Origin of the sequence: Pectobacterium carotovorum (assembly GCA_016415585.1) — a bacterium.
In the GTDB taxonomy this organism is placed as follows: domain Bacteria; phylum Pseudomonadota; class Gammaproteobacteria; order Enterobacterales; family Enterobacteriaceae; genus Pectobacterium; species Pectobacterium carotovorum_K.
Map to the genome: position 1 here is coordinate 3,543,476 of CP066552.1, position 23,910 is coordinate 3,567,385.

The following is a 23,910-nucleotide window of genomic DNA, read 5'->3' on the forward strand; positions in this document are numbered from 1 at the left end:
CCTTACAGTTTCGGTTGAATGCGGCGCTGCAACACGTTAATCAGCAGCAGCATAATGAAAGACACCAGCAGCATGAACACGCCGATCCCGGTTGCTCCCTTGTAGTCATACTGATCCAGCTTGGAAACGATCAACAGCGGCAGGATTTCGGTCTTAAACGGAATATTCCCCGCGATAAACACCACGGAACCGTATTCGCCAACGCCGCGGGCAAAGGCCAGCGCAAAGCCCGTCAGCCACGCGGGTAACAGCGCGGGAAGCAAGACATGGCGGAAAACCTGAAGCGGACGCGCGCCAAGGCAGGCGGCGGCCTCTTCCACTTCTTTCGGAATATCTGCCAGCACGGGTTGCAGCGTTCTGACCACGAAAGGCAGCGTGACGAAAATGAGCGCCAACGTGATACCAATGCTGCTATAGGCTATTTTGAATGGAAACAGTGAGCCAATCAGGCCATTCGGCGCATACAACGCCGTCAGCGCAATCCCCGCCACGGCGGTTGGCAGCGCAAAGGGCATGTCGATCATGGCATCGATCACTTTACGGCCGGGAAAGGTATAACGCACGAGTACCCAGGCCAGCAGCGTCCCGAGAATACCGTTAATAAACGCCGCAGCCAGCGCCGTACCAAACGAAAGCCGCAGGGAGAAAAGCACCTGACGGCTGGTGATCAGATCCCAAAACTGACCAAAAGTTAGTTGGCTGGCATACAAAAACATCCCCGCCAACGGAATGAGGACAATTAATCCTAAATAGCTCAGGCTAAACCCTAACGTTAGCCCGAAACCGGGAATCACTGAGGAAGAACGTTGTGACATACCGTGCCTTTAATTTTCATACTCACTACCCAGCCAACAACTGCTTGCCGACGCGCGCTACCTGACAGAAAGGTTAAGTCGGCAGATCCTCTGCCTTCTTAACCTGAAAAAAGCCGCTATGGTAATAGCGGCCTTAATCCGTCAGACATTAAAAACTTACTTATTAATCTCTTTAAAGATGGCGTCAAACACGCCGCCATCGTTAAAGAATTTGTCCTGTGCCGCTTTCCAGCCGCCGAAATCCTTATCGATCGTCACCAGATTCACAGGGGCAAACTGATCTTTAAACTCTTCGGCAATCTTGGCGTTGCGTGGACGGTAGAAATTTTTACCGATGATGCGCTGTGCTTCATCGCTGTAGAGATATTGCAGATAAGCTTCAGCCTGTTTCTGCGTTCCCTTGCGCTCAACGACTTTGTCGACAACGGCAACCGGCGGTTCAGCCAGAATCGACAGAGATGGAGTAACAATCTCAAGCTGATCGCCCCCCTGCTCTTGCAGAGACAGGTACGCTTCGTTTTCCCATGCCAGCAGCACATCGCCTAGCTGACGTTGTACAAAGCTAATCGTTGCCCCACGTGCACCGGTATCCAGTACTGGCGCATGGCGATACAGTTCCGTAACAAATTTCAGTGCGGTTTCATCATTGCCGCCCGGTTGCGCTTTGGCATAAGCCCATGCAGCCAGGAAGTTCCAACGCGCGCCGCCGGAGGTTTTCGGGTTTGGCGTGATCACTTCAACGCCCGGTTTCACCAGGTCGTTCCAGTCTTTGATTTGCTTCGGATTCCCTTTACGCACCAGAAAAACGATGGTGGAGGTGTAAGGGGTGCTGTTGTCAGGCAAACGCGCCTGCCACTTAGGGTCGATCAGCTGTTGGTTCAGGTTTAATGCATCAATATCACCGGCCAGCGCCAGCGTCACCACGTCGGCCTGCAAGCCGTCAATCACCGAACGCGCCTGCTTTCCAGAACCGCCGTGCGAATTTTTGATGGTGATATCTTCACCCGTAGTCGCTTTCCAATGCTTGATAAACGCCGCATTGTATTGCTGATACAGTTCACGCGTCGGATCGTAAGACACGTTTAATAATTCGGTAGCCGCCGAGGCCACACCAGAAAATAACAGCGCTGCCGTAGCAACAGATAACCCCAGACGACGTATTGACATTCTTATCACTCCCTAACCTTAATGCTTGAAAGTATTTAGATAAAATAATGATGAATGTGGCTGGTTAGGCCGTTTATGCGGTTATCGAACTGACAACGACAATATGGGAGTGACAATAGTGGATATAAGTAAGGGGCAAAAATATTGTTTCGCGATAATTTATGCTATCGCGTTATATTGTTAATGGTTATGTAATAGTTTTCAATCTAAGCAATTTTGTTGCAGCGGCAATCTTTTTACGACTGGATATGAGGTAACCCTGATGCCGTGCGGCATCAGGTGAATACGGTGGAAGCTAGGCTTAGAAGTATAGGCTTAAGTAGGTAGCACCTTTCTGCCCTACTCTTCTTCATCCAGCTGTAAAGCCACGTACAGCAGCAGACGGTCGTCGAAATTCCCCAGATCTAACCCCGTCAGTTCAGAGATGCGATTAAGGCGATATTCCAGCGTATTGCGGTGAATAAATAGCGCTTTCGCCGTCGCGCCGGGCTGGACGTTGTTACGAAACCAGGCACCCAGCGTCCGACGCAGCAGACCATTGCCGTCCATTGCTTTAAGCTTCGAAAGCGGGCGCACCAGCTCGTTCGCCTGCCAGCCACCGCGCAGGCTGTCCAGCAGCACGGGCAACATCAAATCCTGATAGTAATAACAGCGCTGGGCGGGCATACGCTGTTTGCCTACACTCATGGTCGTTCGCGCCGTGCGGTAAGAGCGCGCGATACTTCCGGGACCCGCAAAATAGTTCCCCAGCGCCAGCCGTACCCGCAGCCGACTGCTTTCCGCCATACGCGACATCAGCGTATCCACGCGACGCCGGTGTTCCTCTGCATCCCAGCGCCCGTGGCTGTTCAGCGCCGGTTTTAGCACCACCATTTCAGTCAGGGAAACGATAGCGATCAGATTGTCGCGCTCCGGCGTGGTCAGCAACGTCTGCAACTGCTGTAGCTCTGCCATAGCGGAGTCGACACCGAGCTGCCCGCTGTCGACTTCGATCACCGCAGCGACGCGGGGCTTATTCAGATCGATGCCTAAGCGCTGCGCCCACTCCATGAGAGCGGGAGACAGATCGTCGGTGCGAATCAGGTTCAGAACCAGCTCTTCACGCAGGCGGCTATCCTGCGCCAACATATGCAGCAGCCTCGCCTGCTCCAGCATCATTTCCGCCGTCATGCAGACAAGCTCGCCGTATTGCCGTAGCTGGCTTGGGTTCCCCGTCAGACCGATGACACCAACAATTTCGCCATCAATACGCAGGGGTAAATTGATACCCGGACGCACGCCGTGCAGGTGACGCGCGACGGCATCATCAATATCGACGACTCGCCCCTGCGAAAGCGCCAGCAGCGCGCCTTCGTGCAGTTCCCCCAATCGTTCCTGATCGCCACTGCCGATAATCTTACCGCGAGCATCCATCACGTTGATATTGCTATCAATGATCTGCATGGTCCGCGCGACAATATCCTGTGCCATCTTGGCATTGAGATGATACGACGCCATTTTTACCTCTGAGAGGAACATTGACAATTGCACCAGCATACCGCCACACGGTGCGCCACACATTGTGCAAATTAACAAAGAAACGGGAATTAGGTTAAATCTGTGGAAGAACTCACAAAAGCACTTTCAGGAAGAAGCTAGAGGTAGCCGGGCACCCGCGTGCCCGGCCAAAAGACTAACGTAACAAATTGTCTTAAAAGGTAATTATTAACTTATGCGCTAAACAGATCGATTACTGAGCCAGCAGATAAATCGTGCTGTCACCGCGACGCACATTCAAGGCCAATACGGCCGGTTTGCTGTCCAGAATTTTACGCAACTCGCCAATATTCTGTACCGTCTGTTGGTTAACCCCCAGAATAATGTCATCTTTCTTCAGGCCAATTTTAGCCGCCGCAGAACCGAGTTTAACGTTATCCACCTTGACGCCTTTTTTATCGTCCACCTGAGTATTGCTTAGCTCGGCACCTTCAATGCCAGAGTAGAGATTACCGGAAGCCACCTGAGCCTGATTGCTCTGTTGCAGCGTCACCTCAACCGTCAGCGGTTTACCCTCACGCAACAGCCCCAGCGCCACTTTACTGCCCACCGGCAGCGACCCAACCTGCGCACGCAGTGCAGAGAAGCTGCTGATCGCCTTACCATTCAGCGTGACGATCACATCGCCCGCCTTGATGCCCGCTTCACCTGCCGCCGACTTCGGCCGCACCTGGCTCACAAACGCACCGCGCTGGGCATCAACCTTCATCGCCTGTGCCAGTTCGGAATTCAGCTCCGTCCCGGTGATCCCCAGCTCGCCGCGCTTCACTTCGCCAAATTCGACAATCTGTGCAACGACGCTTTTCACCATATTGCTGGGGATAGCGAAACCAATCCCGATATTGCCGCCATCTGGAGCAAGAATCGCGGTATTCAACCCAACCAACTCTCCGTTCAGGTTGACCAGCGCACCACCAGAATTCCCTCGGTTGATCGCTGCATCGGTCTGAATAAAGTTCTCGTAGTTTTCAATATTCAACCCGCTACGCCCCAGCGCGGACACAATGCCCGAGGTCGCCGTCTCGCCCAGACCATACGGGTTACCAATCGCTACCGTATAATCACCGACCCGCAGCTGGTCGGAATCCGCGACCTTAATCGCCGTCAGATTTTTAAAATCTTTCAACTGCACCAGCGCGATATCGGAACGTGTGTCTTTGCCTAACACTTTGCCGTCATACTTGCGGCCATCGCTGAGTCGAACCTGAATCTTGTCAGCGTTATCCACCACATGGCTGTTGGTCACCACATAGCCTTTCTCTGCATTAATCACGGCGCCCGCGCCCAGCGCCTGGAAATTTTCCTGCTGCGCTGGCTGGCCGTCGTCACCTTCTCCCTGACACATTGGCGATGACTGGAACGGCGATCCCTCCTGACAGAAAGGCGAGTTTTCACCAAAAAACGGCTGAAGCTGCGGTGGGATCCCTTCTTTTCCCTCATTGCCCGCATGGGTGGTATGCCCTTCCACGTAGATGCTCACCACAGAAGGCATGACGTTTTCCAGCATAGGGGCCAGGCTGGGTAATTGACCCGATGACGCGGCAGACGCCGCTGACTCTGCGGCATTCGCCGTGGTAGAACCCATCGCCATCGCCAGACTTAACGCCAGCGCACTCAGAACCAGTGATTTTCTTTTCATAGGAGGTTATCTCATAGTAATCAACACGCGAGTCTTACGGCCCGTGTACCCGACACCGGGTACACTCAGTGGTCGTGCTGTATGAGATAAATATGGACCAACAAGGTTCCAAAGGGGAAGATCGTGAAGCGTAAGGAAATATTGAACGGCTTTACAAAAGTCGTGATTTCCGTTGCTGCCTGTTCATCGCTAATCTGCCGCCATCAGCTTGCGGTATTCATCGTAGGCGTATAAATCCGTCATACCGCTGATGTAATCCTGAATCAGGCGCGCCCGATAATAATATTCACGGATGACACGCTCGGTTTCGGGTAACCCTTCCAACCCGGTAACCGCTTCGCAATAGGCCAGACAGTGCTTGCTGGATAGCTTGTGGTAAAGCCGCGTTTCAATCGGATAACGCTTGTGCGTATCGTCACTAACAAGCTGGCTGAAATCCTGATAGGGCATCTCGAGCAGCGGGCTATAAATATCCAGCAGGCCGCGAATCACGCGATCCCCCTGTAGCTCCAACTGTTCAACTTCATGATGGTTAAAAACGTGCTTTAAGGCGACGCGTTTGAAAATGCCTAACAGACGGTTCTGCGGGCTGTCATCCTCAAGCAACGCCTGATTGAACGATCCGGCATAGACCTCCGGCAGGTTGTCGATAAAACGCTGCGCGGCATGCGGCACCATCTGCCCCACGGTATGAACACGGAGATTCATGAAGAACTGATCGTCGTGGCTACGCCATTGAAAGCGCTCACGTTCTTTGTAAGCGCGTTCAATTGTTTTAGCGAAAATGTCTTTCTCTGTTCCTATGCCCCAATTCTCGCGCAGACGATCGTAAAGTTCTTCGATCGTGAGGATATCTTTCTCGACCGCATCCTCAAGATCCGCGATGCAGTAGGACACATCATCAGCCGCTTCCATAATGTAGCTCAGCGGATGACGGTGAAATTCGCCCATATCCAGCTCTTCACGCAGTGTGGCGACAAACGCTTCCTCTGCCAGATAGTAGCCCGGCTTCTTCATCAAATAATGGTAATCCGCCGGAAGCTCGCCGTGCCAGTACGCGGGGCGGGTGTATTTCAAAATGCAGGCCACCTGCCCGTAGGTCAGGTTGAGCTTCAGCAACGTATGCACCAGACGGATCGCCTGTGCGTTGCCTTCAAAATGGCTCAGATCCTGCCGGATCTGCCCGCGCAACTCGTCCAGTCCATCTTGCTGCATCCGCAGCGTAGGGACTCTACAGTCATCGACGCGTTCCGGGGATTCACTGTCCAGATAGTGGCTATCCAACAATTTTCTGAACCATTGATTAATCGCGGATTCGCCAAAATGCCCAAACGGCGGATTGCCGATGTCATGCATCAGACACGCCATTTCAACTAGGCTTTCAAACGGCGTTTCTCTGTCGTTCAGCCCTAGCGATGCCAGCCGCCCGTCGACTTGCAGGCGGTGCAAAATCTCTTTGGCGATATAGCGGCCAACCTGCTGAACTTCCATCGAATGGGTCAGACGGGAGCGGACGGCCGCATTACGTTCTAGCGGAAAGACCTGAGTTTTTTGCTGTAAGCGGCGGATGGCAGCGGAGTTAATAATACGACCCCGATCGCTCTCAAACTGGCGCACTATCGTATATTCATCCTCAGCCGTTTTAGTCCGACTGAAATGGCGCTGAAAGCTCATTTTTTTGGCGAAATCGATATCAGACATACGGTTCTCCATGTCATCCCGCTACAGCACAATGATGGACACTCCATCTCATCCCGCTAGCCATGATAGACTAACGTCCGCGATATACACCTAATGGTGGTCATTTAACGATCGAGATACACGGTGCGACCACAGGAGTGAGGCATCCCTGCGGGAACCTCCCCCTGTGTTTCCCCTAAAATGGGACTTCAGTGACCAGCATTAGGTATACGCCTTCCATTTATAACAGAATTTGCGGGGAACCTTATGAAAGTCGGTATTATCGGTGCGATGGAACAAGAAGTAACGCTGCTGCGCGATCGGATTGAAAACCGTCAGACCTTCCAGCGTGCGGGTTGCGAAATCTACACCGGACAAATCAACGGCGTAGAAGTCGCGCTGCTGAAATCGGGTATCGGTAAAGTCTCCGCCGCGCTGGGTACCACGCTGCTGCTGGAACACAGCAAGCCAGACGTGGTGATTAACACCGGTTCCGCTGGCGGACTGGCGCCCACATTAAACGTCGGTGATATCGTGGTTTCCGATGAAGTGCGCTACCACGATGCTGACGTCACGGCCTTTGGCTATGAACCTGGCCAGATGGCAGGCTGCCCTGCCGCTTTCCCTGCCGATGAAAAACTCATCGCGCTGGCGCAGGAAGCGATTGCCGAGTTACAGCTGAACGCCGTGCGCGGTCTGGTTGTCAGCGGTGATGCCTTCATTAACGGCGCAGAGCCGTTAGCCCGTATCCGCACCACGTTCCCGAAGGCGATTGCCGTAGAAATGGAAGCGACTGCGATCGCCCATGTCTGCCACCAGTTCGCCGTCCCGTTTGTAGTTGTGCGCGCGATTTCTGATGTGGCCGATAAAGCCTCACACCTGAGTTTCGATGAGTTCCTGAGCGTTGCGGCACAGCAATCAACGCGGATGGTAGAAGCGATTCTGGCCAAGCTGGCCGCACGCTAATCGTGATTTTCAGGTTCCTCTGCTGGCTGATCGGGCTACTGCTCTGCACCGCCGCTTATGCCATTCCGCAGCGTGTGATCAGTCTCGCACCACACGCGACGGAAATGGCCTATGCGGCAGGCATGGGTGAACAGCTGATTGCGGTTAGCGCCTGGTCAGATTATCCACCAGAAGCGAAAAAGCTTGAACAGGTGGCTTCCTGGCAGGGAATCAATCTGGAGCGGATCCTCGCCCTCAAGCCCGATCTGATTCTGGCGTGGCGTGAGGGTAACCCGCAGCGTCCGCTGGAACAGCTCGCCAACTTCTCGATTCCTATCGTTTATCTGGATGCGAAGACAGTAGACGATATCACGGCGTCACTACGACAGTTGGCGACCTATAGCCGCCACCCTGAACAAGCCGAACAAGCAGCAACAAATTTTCAGCAGGAAATAGACAAACTCCAGCACGCTGGCGAGAGGCATAACGCCGCGCCATTGCGGGTATTCCTTCAATTTGGCACTCAGCCGCTGTTTACTTCTTCGAAAGCAACGCTGCAAAGCCAGATCGTTTCACTGTGTGGTGCCGAAAATGTCTTTAGCGACAGTCCGGTGCCCTGGCCGCAGGTCAGTCGTGAACAGGTGTTAAGACGCCAACCGCAGGCCATTATTGTCGGCGGTGCGCCAGAAAGGATTTCCAGTGTGCAGGCGTTTTGGCAGCCGCAATTAGCGGTTCCGGTAATTACCGTCAATGAAGACTGGTTTAGCCGCAGCGGCCCTCGTTTACTATTGGCAGCCCAGCAAATTTGTTCTCAGTTAGCAGAGTTAAAACCCACGCTTTCGTCAGCGAAGTGATTGTTAATTAACAGAGTGAAACCATTCCGCTAACAATAGCTTCATTAGTATACAAGTTGTAACATTAACAGGCTTTTATTTCGCCAATAGTTGCCGATAATCTGAACGCAACGGTGGAATCATAAACAGCATTCATGGTTTTGATTACCATCTGGCGATAAAGCCAAAGCAAGACGAAATGAGAAAACTTTGAACCGATATCGGTTCCTTTGACACCAGGTAGCTTTAAATATGAAAAATGCGTTGCTTTACGCGGGCTTACTTATGGCGGCCTGTAGCACGGCATATGCAGGAAATCAGGGCGGGCAAATTAACGCTCAACTGACGATACTACCGGCGTGCGGCGTAACGCCTCAATCCGGTCAATATCAAATGAATTGTAACGTAGCCTCTGTACCACAACCTAAAATTACTGAGTCACGTATTCAGGTCGATCAGACAAAATTTTCGACTTCTGCGGCAAAAACCGCACAGGGTACGGAAATGCGTTTGATTACGGTCGAATGGTAATCACAGTAAAAACAGGGGGCGTGTTTTTTTAACGCTTCCTATCATTGGCTTATTGTCTGCGATAAAAAATGTCTGCTATAAAAAAACCGTGTCTCGGCAACAAGACACGGTTTTTATTTTTTTAGTCGGTGAATAACCGCAATGCAGGATCAGACGCTGAAAGAGGAACCACAGCCGCAGGTGGATTTCGCATTCGGATTCGTCACGATAAAGCGAGAACCTTCCAGCCCTTCGGTATAGTCCACCGCACCGCCAACCAGATATTGCAGGCTCATCGGATCAACCACCAGCGCCACACCTTGTTTCTCAATGGTCATATCGCCGTCGTTGATTTGATCATCAAAGGTAAAACCATACTGGAAACCGCTACAGCCGCCGCCCGTGATATACACGCGCAGTTTCAGCTCTGGGTTTTCTTCATCAGCAATCAGGTTTTTCACCTTGCTTGCCGCCGCATCGGTAAATTGCAGAGGCAGTGCTGCTATATCATCGCTCATATTTTACTCCCAACTCAGGGCTTATCAGGTGATAGACCCATATTCATACGCTTATTATCCGGCAGTATGCGAAAACGTTCAAGATTTGACAGCCCTACCCTAAATAATTCGAGTTTCAGGAAGGCGGCAACCGCACGAATCCCCTGGAGCTTACTCAAGTAAGTGACTGGGGTGAGTAAGGGAAGCCAACACACATGCAACTTGAAGTATGACGGGTAGATTGTTGAAATAATCGCCGCATTATGCCGTCTCATACACCACACAGCCAGTACTCTCTGTGGGTATGATGCGATGTGTTTTCAAGTGAAAACCCGCACAGCGATTTCATAACGGCGGTCAGTTCATTAGAATACCCCTACATTTTACGATCAAGACCAGTCAGGACCGCGTAATGAACAAATCTGAAAGCCTGTATGCTGCGGCACAGCAACTTATTCCCGGCGGAGTGAACTCACCCGTTCGTGCTTTTAACGGCGTCGGCGGTACTCCGCTGTTCATCGAACGGGCTGATGGCGCTTATCTCTACGATGCTGACGATCAAGCGTACATTGATTACGTGGGTTCGTGGGGTCCGATGGTGCTGGGTCACAATCATCCGGCAATCCGTGATGCGGTAATCGCGGCAGCGGAACGCGGCCTGAGCTTTGGCGCGCCGACAGAAATGGAAGTGCAGATGGCCCGTCTGGTCACCTCGTTGGTGCCCAGTATGGATATGGTGCGGATGGTCAACTCCGGCACGGAAGCGACCATGAGCGCGATCCGACTGGCGCGTGGTTACACGGACCGCGACAAAATCATCAAATTTGAAGGCTGCTACCACGGCCACGCCGACTGCCTGCTGGTGAAAGCCGGTTCCGGCGCACTGACATTGGGCCAGCCTAATTCTCCCGGCGTTCCAGCCGATTTCGCCCGTCACACGCTGACCTGCGTCTATAACGATCTGTCATCCGTTCGCGCTGCATTTGAACAATATCCTGACGAGATCGCCGCGATCATTGTTGAACCTGTCGCGGGCAACATGAACTGTATTCCACCGCTGCCAGATTTCCTGCCCGGCCTGCGTGCCCTGTGCGATGAGTTTGGCGCCCTGTTTATCATCGATGAAGTGATGACCGGCTTCCGTGTCGCACTGGCGGGGGCGCAGTCGCACTACGGCGTGGTGCCGGATCTGACCTGTCTGGGGAAAATCATCGGCGGCGGCATGCCAGTCGGCGCATTCGGCGGTAAACGCGAAGTCATGCAGGCGCTGGCACCGACCGGCCCGGTTTATCAGGCGGGAACGCTGTCCGGCAACCCGATTGCCATGGCCGCAGGCTTTGCCTGTTTAACCGAAGTGGCGAAACCCGGCGTACACGAAAAGCTCACCGCGTTGACCAATCAGTTGGCTGACGGCCTGCTAGCTGCCGCGCAAGCCGAAAATATCCCGCTGGTGGTGAATCAAGCGGGCGGCATGTTCGGCCTGTTCTTCACGGATGCCGAGAGCGTCACCTGCTATCAGGATGTGATGAAGTGCGACGTCGAGCGCTTTAAGCTGTTCTTCCATATGATGCTGGAAGAAGGAATTTACCTCGCGCCGTCCGCGTTTGAAGCGGGCTTTATGTCGTTGGCACACACGCCACAGGACATCGATCGCACCATCGAAGCCGCACAGCTCTGCTTCTCACGCCTGTAAAAGCGTATCTCGACGGCGTCATTCACTGACACTGACGCCGTCGCGTTCCTCCTTCTCCCCCGCCCCTACTTTTTTCACCGAAGCTATCATTCGAGAATGACAAGCCCTCTTAAATTGGTTATGAGTAAGTCTATGTTCCTGAAAATAGCGGAGAGGTCATGTTAAAGGTTCTAGGGCGCACGTCGTCGATCAACGTTCGGAAAGTGCTGTGGCTGTGCGATGAGTTGGCGATTCCCTTTCACCGCGAAGACTGGGGCGAAGGCTATAAATCACCGCAGTCACCGGAGTTTTTGGCGCTCAATCCTAATGCCATGATACCGGTGATTCAAGACGACGATTTTGTCATGTGGGAATCGAACGCAATTATACGTTACCTCGCCAACGCGAAGGACGGAGCCTGGCTCTACCCGCAAGATCCGCGTAGCCGTGCTTCGATCGACCAATGGATCGACTGGCAGGCCTCCGAACTCAATCCTTCATGGCGTTACGCCTTTATGTCGCTGGTACGCCAGTCTCCCGCGCATCAGGATCCGACGCTCTTGGCAGCATCCTGCACGCTTTGGTCACGCACCATGGGCATTTTGAATCAGCAGTTGGAGCGAACCGGCCACTACATCGCAGGAAACGCGTTTACGCTGGCCGATATTCCCATCGGGCTATCGGTGAACCGCTGGTATGAAACGCCGCTGGAACACACGGACTATCCCGCCGTCCGCACCTACTATGAGCGCTTAAGCGCACGCGCAGGCTACCTGACCTGGGGACGCAACGGCACGCCATAAAGCTACTCATAACACTACTCTGCGCTACCCGGATCGATACCGCTCATCTCACAGGCCAGCGCCCCCGCGCGCTTAAGCGCATACGTGTAGCGTTCATCAAACGGGTAGCAGCACGATAGCCGAAGCGCGTGCTTACAGCGGCCGCTCAGCGTATAGAGCTCGCCGGGCGTGACGCAAATCTTCTCTTGCAGCAGACGATGAAATAGCTCAACGCCATCCACGCCGCCCGGTAACTCCAGCCAGAAGACAAAACCGCCCTGCGGCTGCGTCGCGCGTGTCCCCTGCGGAAAATGCCGGGCAATCAGCCCGCGCGCCTCATCCATCTGCGCGGCATAGCGGCGGCGCAGCGTGCGCAGATGGTGATCGTAACCGCCGGACTCCAGAAACTGCGCCAGTGTTTCCGATAGCAGCGCCGATTCCGCCATTGACGATACCGCTTTCAGCCGCGCCACTTTGGCACGGAAACGACCCGATGCCATCCAGCCAATGCGGAAATCGGGCGCCAGTGTTTTCGTGAAGCTGGAGCAGTAGATCACCCAGCCATCGCGATCGAAGGCTTTCACCGTCGGCGACAGCGGCCAGGTAAACTGAAGCTCGCTGTATAAGCCATCCTCGATCAGCGGCACCTGATAATCGTTCACCAGCTTTGCCAGCCGCTTTTTATCCGCCAGCGTCATGCTGCACCCTAACGGATTCTGCGCGTTCGGCATGGCGATAATCGCCTGTAATCGCTGTTCTGACAGCAGCAGCTCCAGCGCATCCAGCGCGAGGCCACGTTGCGGGTCGGTGGGAATCTCCACCGTTTTCAGTCCCAGACTGGCTAGCAGGGGAAAGAGATAAAAATAGGTTGGCGTTTCCAAGCCCACACAGTCGCCCGGCTGCGTGACCGTGCGTAGCGCCAGCTGTAGCGCTTCCATACAGCCGTGGGTGATCGTGATGTCCTCGCGGGTCAATGACATACCCAAATCCATCGCTCGCCGCGCCACTTCACGCCGCAACCGTTCACTGCCTGGCGGCAACGCATAGCGACCAATCAGTTCAGGCTGCCGCCGCAGCAAAGAAGCAGCAATACGGCTGATCTTTTCGGTCGGATAGAAATCGGCATGCTGCGGGCACGCCAGAGAAATGTTGATGTAATCCGGGTGCGTCTGAGCAGCAAAAACGGTATCAATCAGATCCAGTTGCTCACTGCCCGGCACAATCACCTGCGCACGGTGGGGCTTACTTTCCGTCAGCGACGGCAGACGTCCTCGCACAAAGTAGCCGGACTGCGGTCGTGCTTCGATCAACCCGCGATCTTCGAGAATACGCCAGGCATTTAATACCGTGTTCACACTTACCTGATGCGATCCGGCAACGCGACGAATAGAAGGCAGGCGACTTCCCGGCGCTAACGTTCCTTGATGAATAGCCGTGGCGAAGGTTTCCGCGAGCTGTTGATACAGCGTACTTTCTTGTGAGTCGATGATGATGGACACAGTTCCCCCGCCAGCCAATGAGTACAGTTAACGATTAATGCACTTTGTACCCATAACAATAATCATTTTGTGTATCTGTAACCATTTCTTTTTTCTGCCTACCATAGTGTTCTCACCCCATCATCAGGATAACACCATGCTCGACCCTTCTTTTTTCAGCTACGTCACCGTCATGTCGATCACGCCGGGGCCCAATAATCTGCTGCTGGCGACGTCAGGCGTCAATTTTGGCCTGCGTCGAACCTTGCCAATGATGATGGGCATTTCCGTTGGCTGTGGGATACAAACGGCGCTGATGGGGGTGGCATTGGAGCTTCTACTGAGCTGGATGAGCATGATTCGCCTCCCGCTCACGGTGCTGGGGTGTGTTTATCTACTTTGGCTATCGTGGAAAATCGTGCGCTCATCTGCACCGGAATTACAAGGGCGAGTACAGCCGATGACCGTACTGCAAGGGACGCTATTTCAGGCGGTGAATCCGAAAGCCTGGCTGATGTCCAGCAACATCGCGCTGCTTTATGCCGCCAGCGGCGGCCTTTTCACCACGGTAGTCGCCTTTATGGCGCTCAATCTGCCCTGTATTTTAGTCTGGGCACTACTCGGCGATCGCATCGGTAAACATCTTCAGGAGCCGTGGAAACTGAAAGCCTTCAACGGCATCATGGCGCTTTCTCTGGTGCTCACCACCTTCTGGATGCTGGTCGAAGCCATCAACGTCACGGGTTAATCATACGACTTCGGCGGGCTTCCCTCCCCGCCGACGCCCGCGTTATCTCACCTGCTTACGCAATAGATAAACAAAGTAAGGCGCACCGATAAACGTCGCGAGCAGACCTGCCGGGATCTGCGCCGGAAAGAGGATCATCCGGCCAAACCAGTCAGCAACCACCATCAGTGCCCCACCAATCAGCGCAGAGCTGGCAATTTGCGGCAACACGCGGTTAAAACCTAGCATCCTCGCCATATGCGGTGCCATTAAGCCCACAAAGCTCATCGGCCCAACCATCAGGGTTGCCATCGCGGTCAGTACCGATGCCAGCAGCAACACCAGCAAACGGACTGGCGTGACAGCCACGCCAAGCGATCTGGCCGTTGTCGTACCCAGTGGCAAAATACGCAGCCAGCGCTGACAGAGCGGGACGATCAACAGCAGCAGAACCGCAATCACCGCCGTGCGTATCGCGTCAGTCGGTTCGACCGCATAGGTTGAGCCCGACAGCCAGGTCAGCACCGTTCCCATACGCGGATCGCCACTGGCTAACAGAAGCGCAATCACGGTGGAGAACGCCATACTGAGCGCAATCCCCGCCAACAACATACGCTGCGTGGAGAACCCACCGCGACCGGCGATAATCACCATGACCAGCAGCGTTAACGCCGCACCCGCGCTACCGGCCGGAAGCAGCCACACCAAGGCATTGCCGGGAATGAAGAACAGCAAAATAATGACGCCAAACGAGGCACCGGAGCTAATCCCCAGCACTTCCGGGCTCCCCATCGGGTTGCCCGTCAGCTTCTGTATTAGCGTTCCCGCCACCGCCAGCATCACCCCGGCAGTTAGCGCCGCCAGCACCCGAGGCCAGCGCCATGAGAGCAACTGCGTTAACACATCGCCACCGCCCCACTGCCAGCCCTCCGCATCTTTCCCTAACATCAGCGCCGTAATCACCACCATTCCCAGCAGCATGACGCCAAGTACCAGCCACGTTCCCCACAGGCGACGCTCAGCCGTCGGCGTGGTATTGCTGTCGACCAGAGCGGGCTGACCGCTATTACGCAGGCGCGGCAGCAGCCACAGTAACAGCGGCGCGCCAATCAGCGCCGTCGCGGCCCCCGTTGGGACGTCAAGCCACACGCGGCTCAGCCAGATAACGCCCTGATCGGCAACGCCGAGCAGCAACGCCCCGAGCAACGGCGCGAATAAAAGACGATGAAGTAACCGCCGTGCGCCAAGCATTTTCGCCAGCAGCGGCGCAAACAGGCCGATAAAACCGATAATGCCCGCCGCATTCACCAACTGGGCACACAGAAAAATTCCCAACCCAAGCGCACTCAGACGTGCCAGTGACAGCCCAAGCCCCAGATTACGTGCAACACCGTCATCCAGTCCCAGCAGGGTTAACGGGCGAATCAACAACAGCGCCAGACAGAAACACACCAGAAGACGCGGGAGAACAAACTGCACATTGCTCCAGTCCTGTTGGTTCAACACGCCGCTGCTCCACAGGAACAAGCCCTGAAGCTGCTCATGATGGAAAAGCACCAGCAGCTGATTGACCGCGCTACAGTAGAAACTCAGCACCAGCCCCGCCAGTATCAGCGTCACCGGCGATAACCGCTTGCCCCAGGCGACGCCAAACACCAGCGCGCCAACCACCAGCGCCCCAATCATCGCAGCAGCCTGTTGGATCCATACGCCACCGGGCAGCGCCAATAGCGTTACCACCGTGATGCCGAGCTGTGCACCCGTGGCAATCCCTAGCGTTGATGGCTCAGCTAGCGGATTACGCAAGACCTGTTGGAACAGCACGCCACACAACCCCAGTCCCGCACCAATCAGCAGCGCCAGTACCATGCGTGGCAACAAACTGTAATGAAACAGAAGCTGCTGCATATTGTTCAAGGCGGGCTGTGTCAGCCCCTGAAGCCACTGCGATACAGGCAATTGCTGCTGCAAATTGTAGCTGCCCATCCCCAGAATCACGAACAGCAGAAAACCGATTAAAACAACAGGAAGCACCAGCGGATGCACAGCACGCTTGTGCACGGCAGACAGAGAATTAGGCATGCGTTCTCGCCTCCAGTGCCTGATTCAATACGCGACAGAAGCGCATCGCCGAGAGCGTTCCGCCATACAGCCAGACGGCTGGCACACGTTGCAAACGCTGATTACGCACAAACGGCATGGCCTGCCAGAGCGGATTATTTTCAAGCTGGTCAAGTGTGGCGCTATCGCCGTGTTCGAAGCAGAGTACGTTGGCATCGCCGATTTCTGCCAGGCTCTCAATGCCGACAATCGTACTGCCCCAGAAGCTGGTTTCGCTGCGCCAGGCATTCTCGATTCCGATATGATCCATCACTTCCTGAAAAAGGCTGTTCTTGCCGATCACCAACACATGGCGGCTGTCGACCAGCGTGATGAGCAACAGAGGCCGCTGGGTGTAAGGCTGGAGTGTGATTTTTTCCTGCTGGAGAAACTGCGCCAGCTCCGTCAGGTGCTGCTCGCCAGTCGCTTTCATATTGAGCGCCTCGGCCAGTTTCATGACCGAGGCCTGTGCCGACGTCAGCGGTTTTCCCTGTTCGTTGCTGAAACCAAAGCCCAGCAGCGGAGAAATACGGGACATTTTCGCGACCGAAGGGCCGTAGCCTTCAGAGTAAAGAATCAGAGACGGGCGAATCTGCGTCAGCAATTCCAGATTGGGCTCGGTACGCAGCCCCACATCAATCACCGATTCAGGCAGCGCGGGCTCTTTCACCCATAGGTTGTAGTTATGTTTATCCGCAATCGCGAAGGGCGTGATGCCCAACGCCAGAAGCAGTTCAACAGGCAACCACTCCAGCGCCACAATGCGATTTAAATCGGGAAATGTGGCAGTGGCTCCCCGGCTCGCCGCAGAATAAACCAGCGGGGACAATAGCAGCGCCGTCAGCAAACGACGGCGTAGCGGATCGGGAGAGGATGGAGAAGAAGAAAATTCAGGCATCATGAGCAGGAAAACCGAGTTAACAAACAAAGCTGACCGGCGCGCCACCCGCCGGATGAGGCAGAATGCCCATGGGAATGCCGTAGATATTTTCCAGCACGTCCCCTTGCATGAGCGCGACAGGCTCACCCTGCGCAATCATTTTCCCGCCGCGCAACGCCACCAGATGATCGCAGTAGCGCGCAGCCATGTTGATATCATGCAACACCGCAATGACGGTGATGCCGCGCTCGCGGCCCATACGCTGAATCAGCGACAGCACCTCAACCTGATGCGCAATATCCAGTGCGGAGGTCGGTTCATCCAACAGCAGGCAGCGGCTGTCCTGTGCCACCGTCATCGCCAGCCAGGCTCGCTGCCGTTCCCCGCCGGACAGGCTATCCACCAGACGGTTAGCAAACGGCTTTAATCCCACCAGCGTGATGGCTTCTTCGACCTTTTCCCGATCGGCGCTGCCGAAACGGCCTAATGCGCCGTGCCACGGGTAGCGCCCCACAGCAACCAGCTCACGCACGGTCATCCCTTCGGCAGCGGGAAGCTGCTGCGGTAAATAAGCCACCTGACGGGCGAACAATTTACTGTCCCAGCTTCCGGTCGCCTGTTCACCCAACAATGCGGTTCCGCTGCTGGCGGACTGATGGCGACCCAGAATTTTCAGCAATGTCGATTTGCCTGAGCCATTGTGCCCGATCAGCCCACACACTTTCCCCACGGGAAACGTGATCGATAACGGATGTAGCAGCGTGCGCCCGGCGACGGAAAAGCTGACGTCGTCCAGTCTGAAGGTAGTGTCAGGCAGTACTGTTTGATTTTGCATAGCGCTTTTGGTTTTTTAATGTCACCGAAGGAAAGGGGTGAGCAGAATTCACTATTTCCGTAATCGTCGGTCTAAAAGAGAACGATAATGATTACGATAAAGGCAGCATGATAGGCGCAACGGAATGCCAATCGCAAGACTTTTACCTGTCAGCGCTAGAGTGTTCCGGCAGGAAAAGTGGTCTCTGACAGGGCGTGGTGATCGTCCCAAAATAGCAGGGGCAACAAATGCCCCCAGATTAACTCAGCCTCTTAGTCACATTTTTATGCCACTGTTGAGGCGGTTTCGTGCGCGATAATACCGTCATTTTCATGCTACCTCGTAGCACGCGCCCGACACGGGGCGGCTTAAGCGCCGCTCGCCCCGTGACCCCGAGGCTTTTGGCGGAAATTATGCCGCTGACGCGGTTCCTTCGTCGGTATCAGGCTTAACGGACCGCTTGCGACACGTTTACTCGCCCCATAAATGGAGCTCACTCTTCGGGCCAGCACAAGTGCTGTTCAAAAACGTCTTTGACGTTTTTGTCCGACGTGGCGCAAGCTTTCACCGCGTCCATGCGGCTCATCCTAAGCCTGCTATCTCCTCAGCATAATTTTTTACGCCGGATAACGACAAAACCCGTGATCCCCCAGTCTTTGTCTATAAGAGACAATAGATTAACCGGGGTAGTGATAAGCATTTATTGACCAAACATTTCTTTGATCCAGTCAGCGACGCCTTCTCCATTTTGCTGGTCCTGCTGCGCTGAAGGCTGCGGCTGGCTAGCCTGACACAGCGCCTGCGGATTATCCGTCCAGACTGGCAATACGCGCCCAGCACTGCTGCCGTTGCAGATAAAGTTACCGCTGGCATCTACCGTCATGGTCGTAATGCCTTCCGGCGGCGTCAGCATCAACGGCAGCGGCGTTTGGTTCTCCAGATAGCGACGATAAATTGTCAGCGCACCGTTCGCCCCCGTCAGCTTGGCCGGGCCGTTGTTATCGCGCCCTACCCAGCTAATCGCCACTTCTTTACCGTCGATCCCAGCAAACCAGCTGTCACGCAGGTCGTTAGTCGTACCGGTTTTCGCTGCCAGATGATAATTCGGGAATTTCACCGCCAGCGAACGCGACGTACCGCGTTCAACAACCTGCTGCATGCCATACAGCGTCAGATAAGCCGCCTGCGCCGGAACCGCGCGTTCCGCCTGCGGGAAGCTCTGATACAGCACCGTGCCATCTTCCGCAATCACCGAACGCAGTGAGGAAAGCGGTGCGCGATTACCGCCGCTGGCGATCGTCTGATACTCCTGCGCGACTTCCATCGGCGTCAGACTGATCGCCCCCAGCAGCATCGCCGGTACAGGCTGGATCACGTTTTCAGGAATCCCTAAACGCTTCAACGTTTCCGTGATCTGATTCAGCCCCACGGCCATCCCCAGATTGACGGTCGGCACGTTCAGCGAGTTCGCCAGCGCATCGACCAGCATGACGCGGCCACGGAACTCACGATCGTAGTTCTTCGGCTGCCATAGCTGTCCGTTAGACTGCTTGATCGACAGCGGTTCATCCGCCAGCAGGGTATTCAGACGATAGGTGTCCGGCTGGCTCAGCGCGGTCAGGTAGGTCGGCGGCTTCGCCAGCGATCCGACAGGACGACGCGCCTGTAGCGCACGGTTAAACCCGGCATACTGCGTTTGAGCACCGCCAACCACTGCGCGAACTTCGCCGCTGAAGCGATCGACAATCACCATCGCCGCTTCCAGATCGCTGACGTTACGACCAGCACGCAGTGCCGGAACCCCGACTTCCACCGCTTTTTCCGCCGCATCCTGCGAGACCGGATCGAGCGTGGTAAAGATCTTCACGCCGGAGAGATCGTTAACCTTGTCGCCAAGCCGCTGTTGCAGTTCCTGACGCACCAGTTGCATAAACGCCGGCTGAGGGCTGATGACGCCGCCTTTCGGCTGTACGCCCAATGGGCGCGCGCTCAGCATGTTGTACAGATCGGCATCAATAACTTGCTGATTCTGCAACAGACGCAGCACCAGATTGCGTCGCTCTAACGTAATCTGTGGGTTACGCCACGGGTTATACAGCGACGCCCCTTTCACCATACCCACCAGCAGCGCCTGCTGATCGAGGCTCAGTTCATTTACCGGACGACCAAAGTAATACAGGCTGGCAAGCGGAAAACCGCGGATCTGATCGTTACCGCTCTGACCGAGATACACTTCGTTCAGATACAGCTCAAGGATACGATCCTTGCTGTAGCGATAATCCATGATCAGCGCCATATAGGCTTCGTTAGCTTTACGCCACAGCGAACGCTCGTTGGTCAGGAACAGGTTCTTAACCAACTGCTGCGTCAGCGTACTGCCGCCCTGTACCGCGCGCCCCGCCGTGATGTTCGCTAAGAACGCACGGCCAATGGAGTACAGGCTGATACCATCGTGCTCATAAAAATGACGGTCTTCGGTCGCGACCAGCGTATCAACCAGCAGATCGGGGAAACCGGCACGCGGCACGAACAAACGCTGTTCGCCATTCGGCGACTGCATCATGGTGATCAGTTTCGGATCGAGACGGAAAAAGCCGAAGTTACGCTGGTTGTCCAGATTCTGGATCTGCGACAGACGATCGTTGGCAAACATTAGGCGCGCCTGAATCTGCCCTTCTTTTCCATCAGGGAAGTCAAACGGACGGCGCAGCATATCAATGCTGTTGCCACGCACGCTGAATTCACCCGGACGGGTAATGCGGCTCACCTGACGGTATTGCATGCCTTCCAGCAGACTGATCATCTCTTTCTGGCTATAGGCCATGCCCGGCTCAAGGTTAACCATGCGGCCATAGACGGCAGCAGGCAACTGCCAGACTTTGCCTTCAATACGGCTACGAATCTGGCTGTCGAGATACACACCATAGATCGCCATCGCCACGGCAAAGATCAGGAACAGCTTGATCGCCAGCCCCAGCCAGCGCCGTCTTCTCTGCGATTTACGCGTCATAGAGTCATCGCCGTCGTCGTCATCATCGTCATAGTCGTCCTGATAATCGTCATAGTCTTCATCATCATAGTCGTCATCCCTGCGACGGCGTATGGCCTGCTTGCGTTCAGGCTTACGTTTTGGCGCTCTCCCTTTGCGCCCGATAGGTTCGCGGTCATCCCGAGACATTACAATAACTTCTCCATCAGGTTGTTCACGGCTATCTGCTCTGCGCTCAAGCCGCCTACTCTGTTTCCAGCCCCTTTTTTGGGAAAGCGGAAACGTCTGAAATTAGTGATTCTGATATTTCTTGGTACGTCTCGTCGGAGCCGTATTTGCCGGATCGTCCGGCCAGACATGCTTGGGGTAACGTCCCTTCATCTCTTTTTGCACGTCGCGGTAGGTGCCTTGCCAGAATGCCGCTAAATCTCGCGTAATCTGTAGTGGACGCTGTGCGGGTGACAAAAGTTCCAATACCAACGCCACACGCCCTTCCGCCAGCAGCGGGCTCTGCTGCTCACCGAACATTTCTTGCATCCGCACCGACAGCACCGGTGGCTTATCGTCATAATAGGCGATAGGCAAGCGACTGCCGCCGGGGGCAGTATAGTGCGTGGGCAATGCGCTATCCAGCCGCTGGCGCAGCGACCAGTCCAACAGTCGCAACAGCGCATCACTCGAATTGATCTGGTGCAGCGCACGTAAATCACGCACGCCAGCAAGTGACGGCAGTAACCAGACTTCCAGCGTTGCCAGCAGCGCTTCATCGTCCACTCGCGGCCAGTCAAGCTCAGGCAACCACTGGTGCGCACACTGTAGCCGGGCGCGTAGCTGCAACGCTGCTGCATCCCAGTTTAATGCATCCATCCCCTGCTCCCGAATCCAGGATAACATCGCCTGCTGTAGTGCTTCATCGGAAGGCTTATTCAGCGGACGCGTTCGCAGAGTCAGACAACCTATCTGGTCGCGCTGGCTGGCGCGCAGAGTACCCTTTTCTTCGTCCCAGTGCACCACGTTACGTTCATTTATTAATCCAGGTAGCCGCCGTTCCAGACGTTCAATATCCAGCGGCAACGCCAGCAGGATCCGTGCCTCTGCGCTTTGCTTGTTTTGCACTAATCGATCGTTCTGTAGCAACGCTGGGGTCAGCAGCCACTCCGTACCTGACAGCGCCTCATCAGGCGACATCATCGCGCCGCTGCCGTTAGCAAGCTGGTAGCGCCCATCCTGACTACGCCGCCGGGCGATGCGGTCGGGGAAAGCCTGCGCCAACAGCCAGTCGGCTTCCCCGCCGTCAATGCGTCCCGAGGTCGTCGATAAACGACGCGTCAGCTGTTTTGCCCGCCGCAACCAGTGTGGCAATGGGCGATGTAGCCAATCAGCCAGATTGATCGACCCGCTACGCGGCGGCTCTTCGAGTATCGCTGCCAGACATCCAGCCGTGGCCAACGCATCTGAACTTTGCTGTGATGCGGCATACAGCATCGTCGCCAATCGGGCATCGCAGCCTAACGCGGCGATCTTCCGCCCCTCGGCGGTTAACCTATCCTGCTCATCGGTAATACCAAGCTGGCACAGCAGTTGACGTGCAGCATAAAGCGCAGAGGCTGGCGGCGTATCCAGCCAGGTTAACTGCGCCACATCAGTGCAGCCCCACTGTAATAAATCCAGCCAAATGCTGCTTAAATCACTGTTCAATATCTCAGCTTCACTCTGCGCCGCCGCGCGCTCTGCTTGTTCACGCGAGCACAGATGCCAGCATATGCCGGAGCTTAAACGTCCAGCACGCCCGGCGCGCTGCACCATCGACGCTTGGCTGGTTCGCTGCGTCACTAGTCGGGTGACACCGCTTTTCACATCAAAGCTGGCTACGCGCTCAAGGCCGCTATCCATCACCAGCCGGATCCCTTCAATCGTCAGGCTGGTTTCGGCAATATTGGTGGCTAACACCACCTTACGACGACCCGATTCCGCAGGCAGAATCGCCTTTTGCTGCTCCGCCAGCGTCAATGCACCATATAAAGGACAAAGATCTGTCTCGCTTGACACGCTATTTTCCAGCAGCGCCTGCACACGGCGAATTTCCGCGACGCCGGGCAAAAACAGCAACAGCGAACCGGCTTCTTCGCTGAGCAAACGCCGCACCTGTCGCGCAACGCCTTCTTCAAAACGCTCCTGATTGTTCAATGGCGCATAACACCGCTCTACCGGATAGCTGCGACCTTCGGAAACCACGCAGACGGCGTCCGGCAACAGCGCCGCCAGCCGTGCATTGTCGAGCGTCGCGGACATAATCAGCAGCTTTAAGTCTTCACGTAGCCCTTGTTGCACATCGAGCAACAGCGCCAATGCTAAATCGGCCTGCACGCTGCGCTCGTGAAATTCATCAAGGATGATTAGCGCCACGCCTTGCAGTTCCGCATCCTGTTGCAGTAAACGAGTCAGCATGCCTTCGGTGACGACTTCCAGCCTCGTTGCGTCACTCACGCAGCTTTCCGACCGCATGCGATAGCCTATGGTTTTCCCCGGTTCTTCCCCTAGCTGCTGCGCCAGCCTCCAAGCCACGCTCTTTGCCGCCAGACGGCGTGGCTCCAGCATGATGATGCGCCCGTTCACATTGCCCTGTTGTAGCAACTGCAACGGCAGCCAGGTCGATTTCCCTGCCCCCGTTGGCGCATTAAGCAGCACCTGAGGCGCGGTATGTAGCGCCGTTATCACATCATCCAGCACGGCGCTGACGGGCGGTAAAATCACAGACATCTCCGTATAAGGTTAACTTTCAGCGGCGAGCATTGTAGCATCTGGATGAATGCAGCATCTGATGGAATCAGAACAGAGAGATCGCC

At 55.1% G+C, this 23,910-nt stretch carries 18 protein-coding genes; 6 read left to right on the top strand and 12 right to left on the bottom strand.

What is annotated here, in order from left to right:
• Window positions 1-2: 2 nt before the first annotated feature.
• The 5 genes from cysT to dgt all read right to left on the bottom strand — a co-directional run bounded on the left by cysT (window position 3) and on the right by dgt (window position 6,858).
• A complete protein-coding gene (cysT, locus tag JFY74_15820; GenBank protein QQG27540.1) occupies window positions 3-815 on the bottom strand; it encodes a sulfate ABC transporter permease subunit CysT in 813 nt (270 codons plus the stop codon).
• 156 nt (window positions 816-971) lie between these two features.
• Window positions 972-1,982 carry a sulfate ABC transporter substrate-binding protein gene (locus JFY74_15825; protein QQG27541.1) on the bottom strand — a complete coding sequence of 337 codons (1,011 nt, stop codon included), beginning with the start codon at window positions 1,980-1,982 and terminating at the stop codon, window positions 972-974.
• Window positions 1,983-2,321: 339 nt separating this feature from the next.
• The gene (locus tag JFY74_15830) at window positions 2,322-3,479 is read right to left on the bottom strand and encodes a CdaR family transcriptional regulator (GenBank protein QQG27542.1); all 1,158 of its coding nucleotides are present in this window, start codon (window positions 3,477-3,479) and stop codon (window positions 2,322-2,324) included.
• 232 nt (window positions 3,480-3,711) lie between these two features.
• Window positions 3,712-5,157 carry a serine endoprotease DegP gene (gene degP, locus JFY74_15835; GenBank protein ID QQG27543.1) on the bottom strand — a complete coding sequence of 482 codons (1,446 nt, stop codon included), beginning with the start codon at window positions 5,155-5,157 and terminating at the stop codon, window positions 3,712-3,714.
• Between the two features lie 189 nt (window positions 5,158-5,346).
• Window positions 5,347-6,858: a dGTPase gene (gene dgt / locus JFY74_15840; protein ID QQG27544.1), complete on the bottom strand. Its 1,512-nt coding sequence runs from the start codon at window positions 6,856-6,858 to the stop codon at window positions 5,347-5,349.
• Window positions 6,859-7,104: 246 nt separating this feature from the next.
• On the opposite strand from dgt, the gene mtnN reads away from it, so the two are divergent.
• The 3 genes from mtnN (at window position 7,105) to JFY74_15855 (ending at window position 9,146) form a co-directional block, all read left to right on the top strand.
• On the top strand, window positions 7,105-7,803 hold the full coding sequence (gene mtnN, locus JFY74_15845; protein QQG27545.1) for a 5'-methylthioadenosine/S-adenosylhomocysteine nucleosidase: 699 nt from the start codon (window positions 7,105-7,107) through the stop codon (window positions 7,801-7,803).
• 2 nt (window positions 7,804-7,805) lie between these two features.
• Complete coding sequence (gene btuF / locus JFY74_15850) at window positions 7,806-8,636, top strand: vitamin B12 ABC transporter substrate-binding protein BtuF (protein ID QQG27546.1); 831 nt, start codon at window positions 7,806-7,808, stop codon at window positions 8,634-8,636.
• Between the two features lie 231 nt (window positions 8,637-8,867).
• Window positions 8,868-9,146: a hypothetical protein gene (locus JFY74_15855; protein QQG27547.1), complete on the top strand. Its 279-nt coding sequence runs from the start codon at window positions 8,868-8,870 to the stop codon at window positions 9,144-9,146.
• Window positions 9,147-9,295: 149 nt separating this feature from the next.
• On the opposite strand, the gene erpA is transcribed toward JFY74_15855, so the two are convergent.
• Window positions 9,296-9,643 (bottom strand): iron-sulfur cluster insertion protein ErpA, encoded by a 348-nt coding sequence (gene erpA, locus JFY74_15860; GenBank protein ID QQG27548.1) that lies wholly within the window; start codon window positions 9,641-9,643, stop codon window positions 9,296-9,298.
• A 391-nt stretch (window positions 9,644-10,034) separates the two neighbouring features.
• Here erpA and hemL point away from each other — a divergent pair, with 391 nt between their 5' ends.
• Window positions 10,035-11,315, top strand: coding sequence for a glutamate-1-semialdehyde 2,1-aminomutase (gene hemL, locus JFY74_15865; protein QQG27549.1), 1,281 nt, complete (start codon window positions 10,035-10,037; stop codon window positions 11,313-11,315).
• 158 nt (window positions 11,316-11,473) lie between these two features.
• Window positions 11,474-12,097: a glutathione S-transferase gene (locus JFY74_15870; GenBank protein ID QQG27550.1), complete on the top strand. Its 624-nt coding sequence runs from the start codon at window positions 11,474-11,476 to the stop codon at window positions 12,095-12,097.
• Between the two features lie 14 nt (window positions 12,098-12,111).
• Here the strand turns inward: JFY74_15870 and JFY74_15875 are convergent, their stop codons facing one another.
• Window positions 12,112-13,575 carry a PLP-dependent aminotransferase family protein gene (locus JFY74_15875; protein QQG27551.1) on the bottom strand — a complete coding sequence of 488 codons (1,464 nt, stop codon included), beginning with the start codon at window positions 13,573-13,575 and terminating at the stop codon, window positions 12,112-12,114.
• A gap of 136 nt (window positions 13,576-13,711) precedes the next feature.
• Between JFY74_15875 and JFY74_15880 the strand changes: the two genes are divergently transcribed.
• Window positions 13,712-14,302, top strand: a complete 591-nt coding sequence (locus tag JFY74_15880; protein QQG27552.1) for a LysE family translocator — start codon at window positions 13,712-13,714, stop codon at window positions 14,300-14,302.
• Between the two features lie 42 nt (window positions 14,303-14,344).
• Here the strand turns inward: JFY74_15880 and fhuB are convergent, their stop codons facing one another.
• The 5 genes from fhuB to hrpB form a co-directional block, all read right to left on the bottom strand.
• On the bottom strand, window positions 14,345-16,363 hold the full coding sequence (gene fhuB / locus JFY74_15885) for a Fe(3+)-hydroxamate ABC transporter permease FhuB (protein ID QQG27553.1): 2,019 nt from the start codon (window positions 16,361-16,363) through the stop codon (window positions 14,345-14,347).
• Complete coding sequence (fhuD, locus tag JFY74_15890; GenBank protein ID QQG27554.1) at window positions 16,356-17,282, bottom strand: Fe(3+)-hydroxamate ABC transporter substrate-binding protein FhuD; 927 nt, start codon at window positions 17,280-17,282, stop codon at window positions 16,356-16,358. The genes fhuB and fhuD overlap by 8 nt, the downstream gene beginning before the upstream one ends.
• Window positions 17,283-17,298: 16 nt before the next feature.
• Window positions 17,299-18,096 (bottom strand): Fe3+-hydroxamate ABC transporter ATP-binding protein FhuC, encoded by a 798-nt coding sequence (gene fhuC, locus JFY74_15895; GenBank protein QQG27555.1) that lies wholly within the window; start codon window positions 18,094-18,096, stop codon window positions 17,299-17,301.
• A gap of 679 nt (window positions 18,097-18,775) precedes the next feature.
• Complete coding sequence (gene mrcB / locus JFY74_15900) at window positions 18,776-21,253, bottom strand: bifunctional glycosyl transferase/transpeptidase (protein QQG27556.1); 2,478 nt, start codon at window positions 21,251-21,253, stop codon at window positions 18,776-18,778.
• A 102-nt stretch (window positions 21,254-21,355) separates the two neighbouring features.
• Complete coding sequence (gene hrpB / locus JFY74_15905) at window positions 21,356-23,818, bottom strand: ATP-dependent helicase HrpB (GenBank protein QQG27557.1); 2,463 nt, start codon at window positions 23,816-23,818, stop codon at window positions 21,356-21,358.
• Window positions 23,819-23,910: the final 92 nt, after the last annotated feature.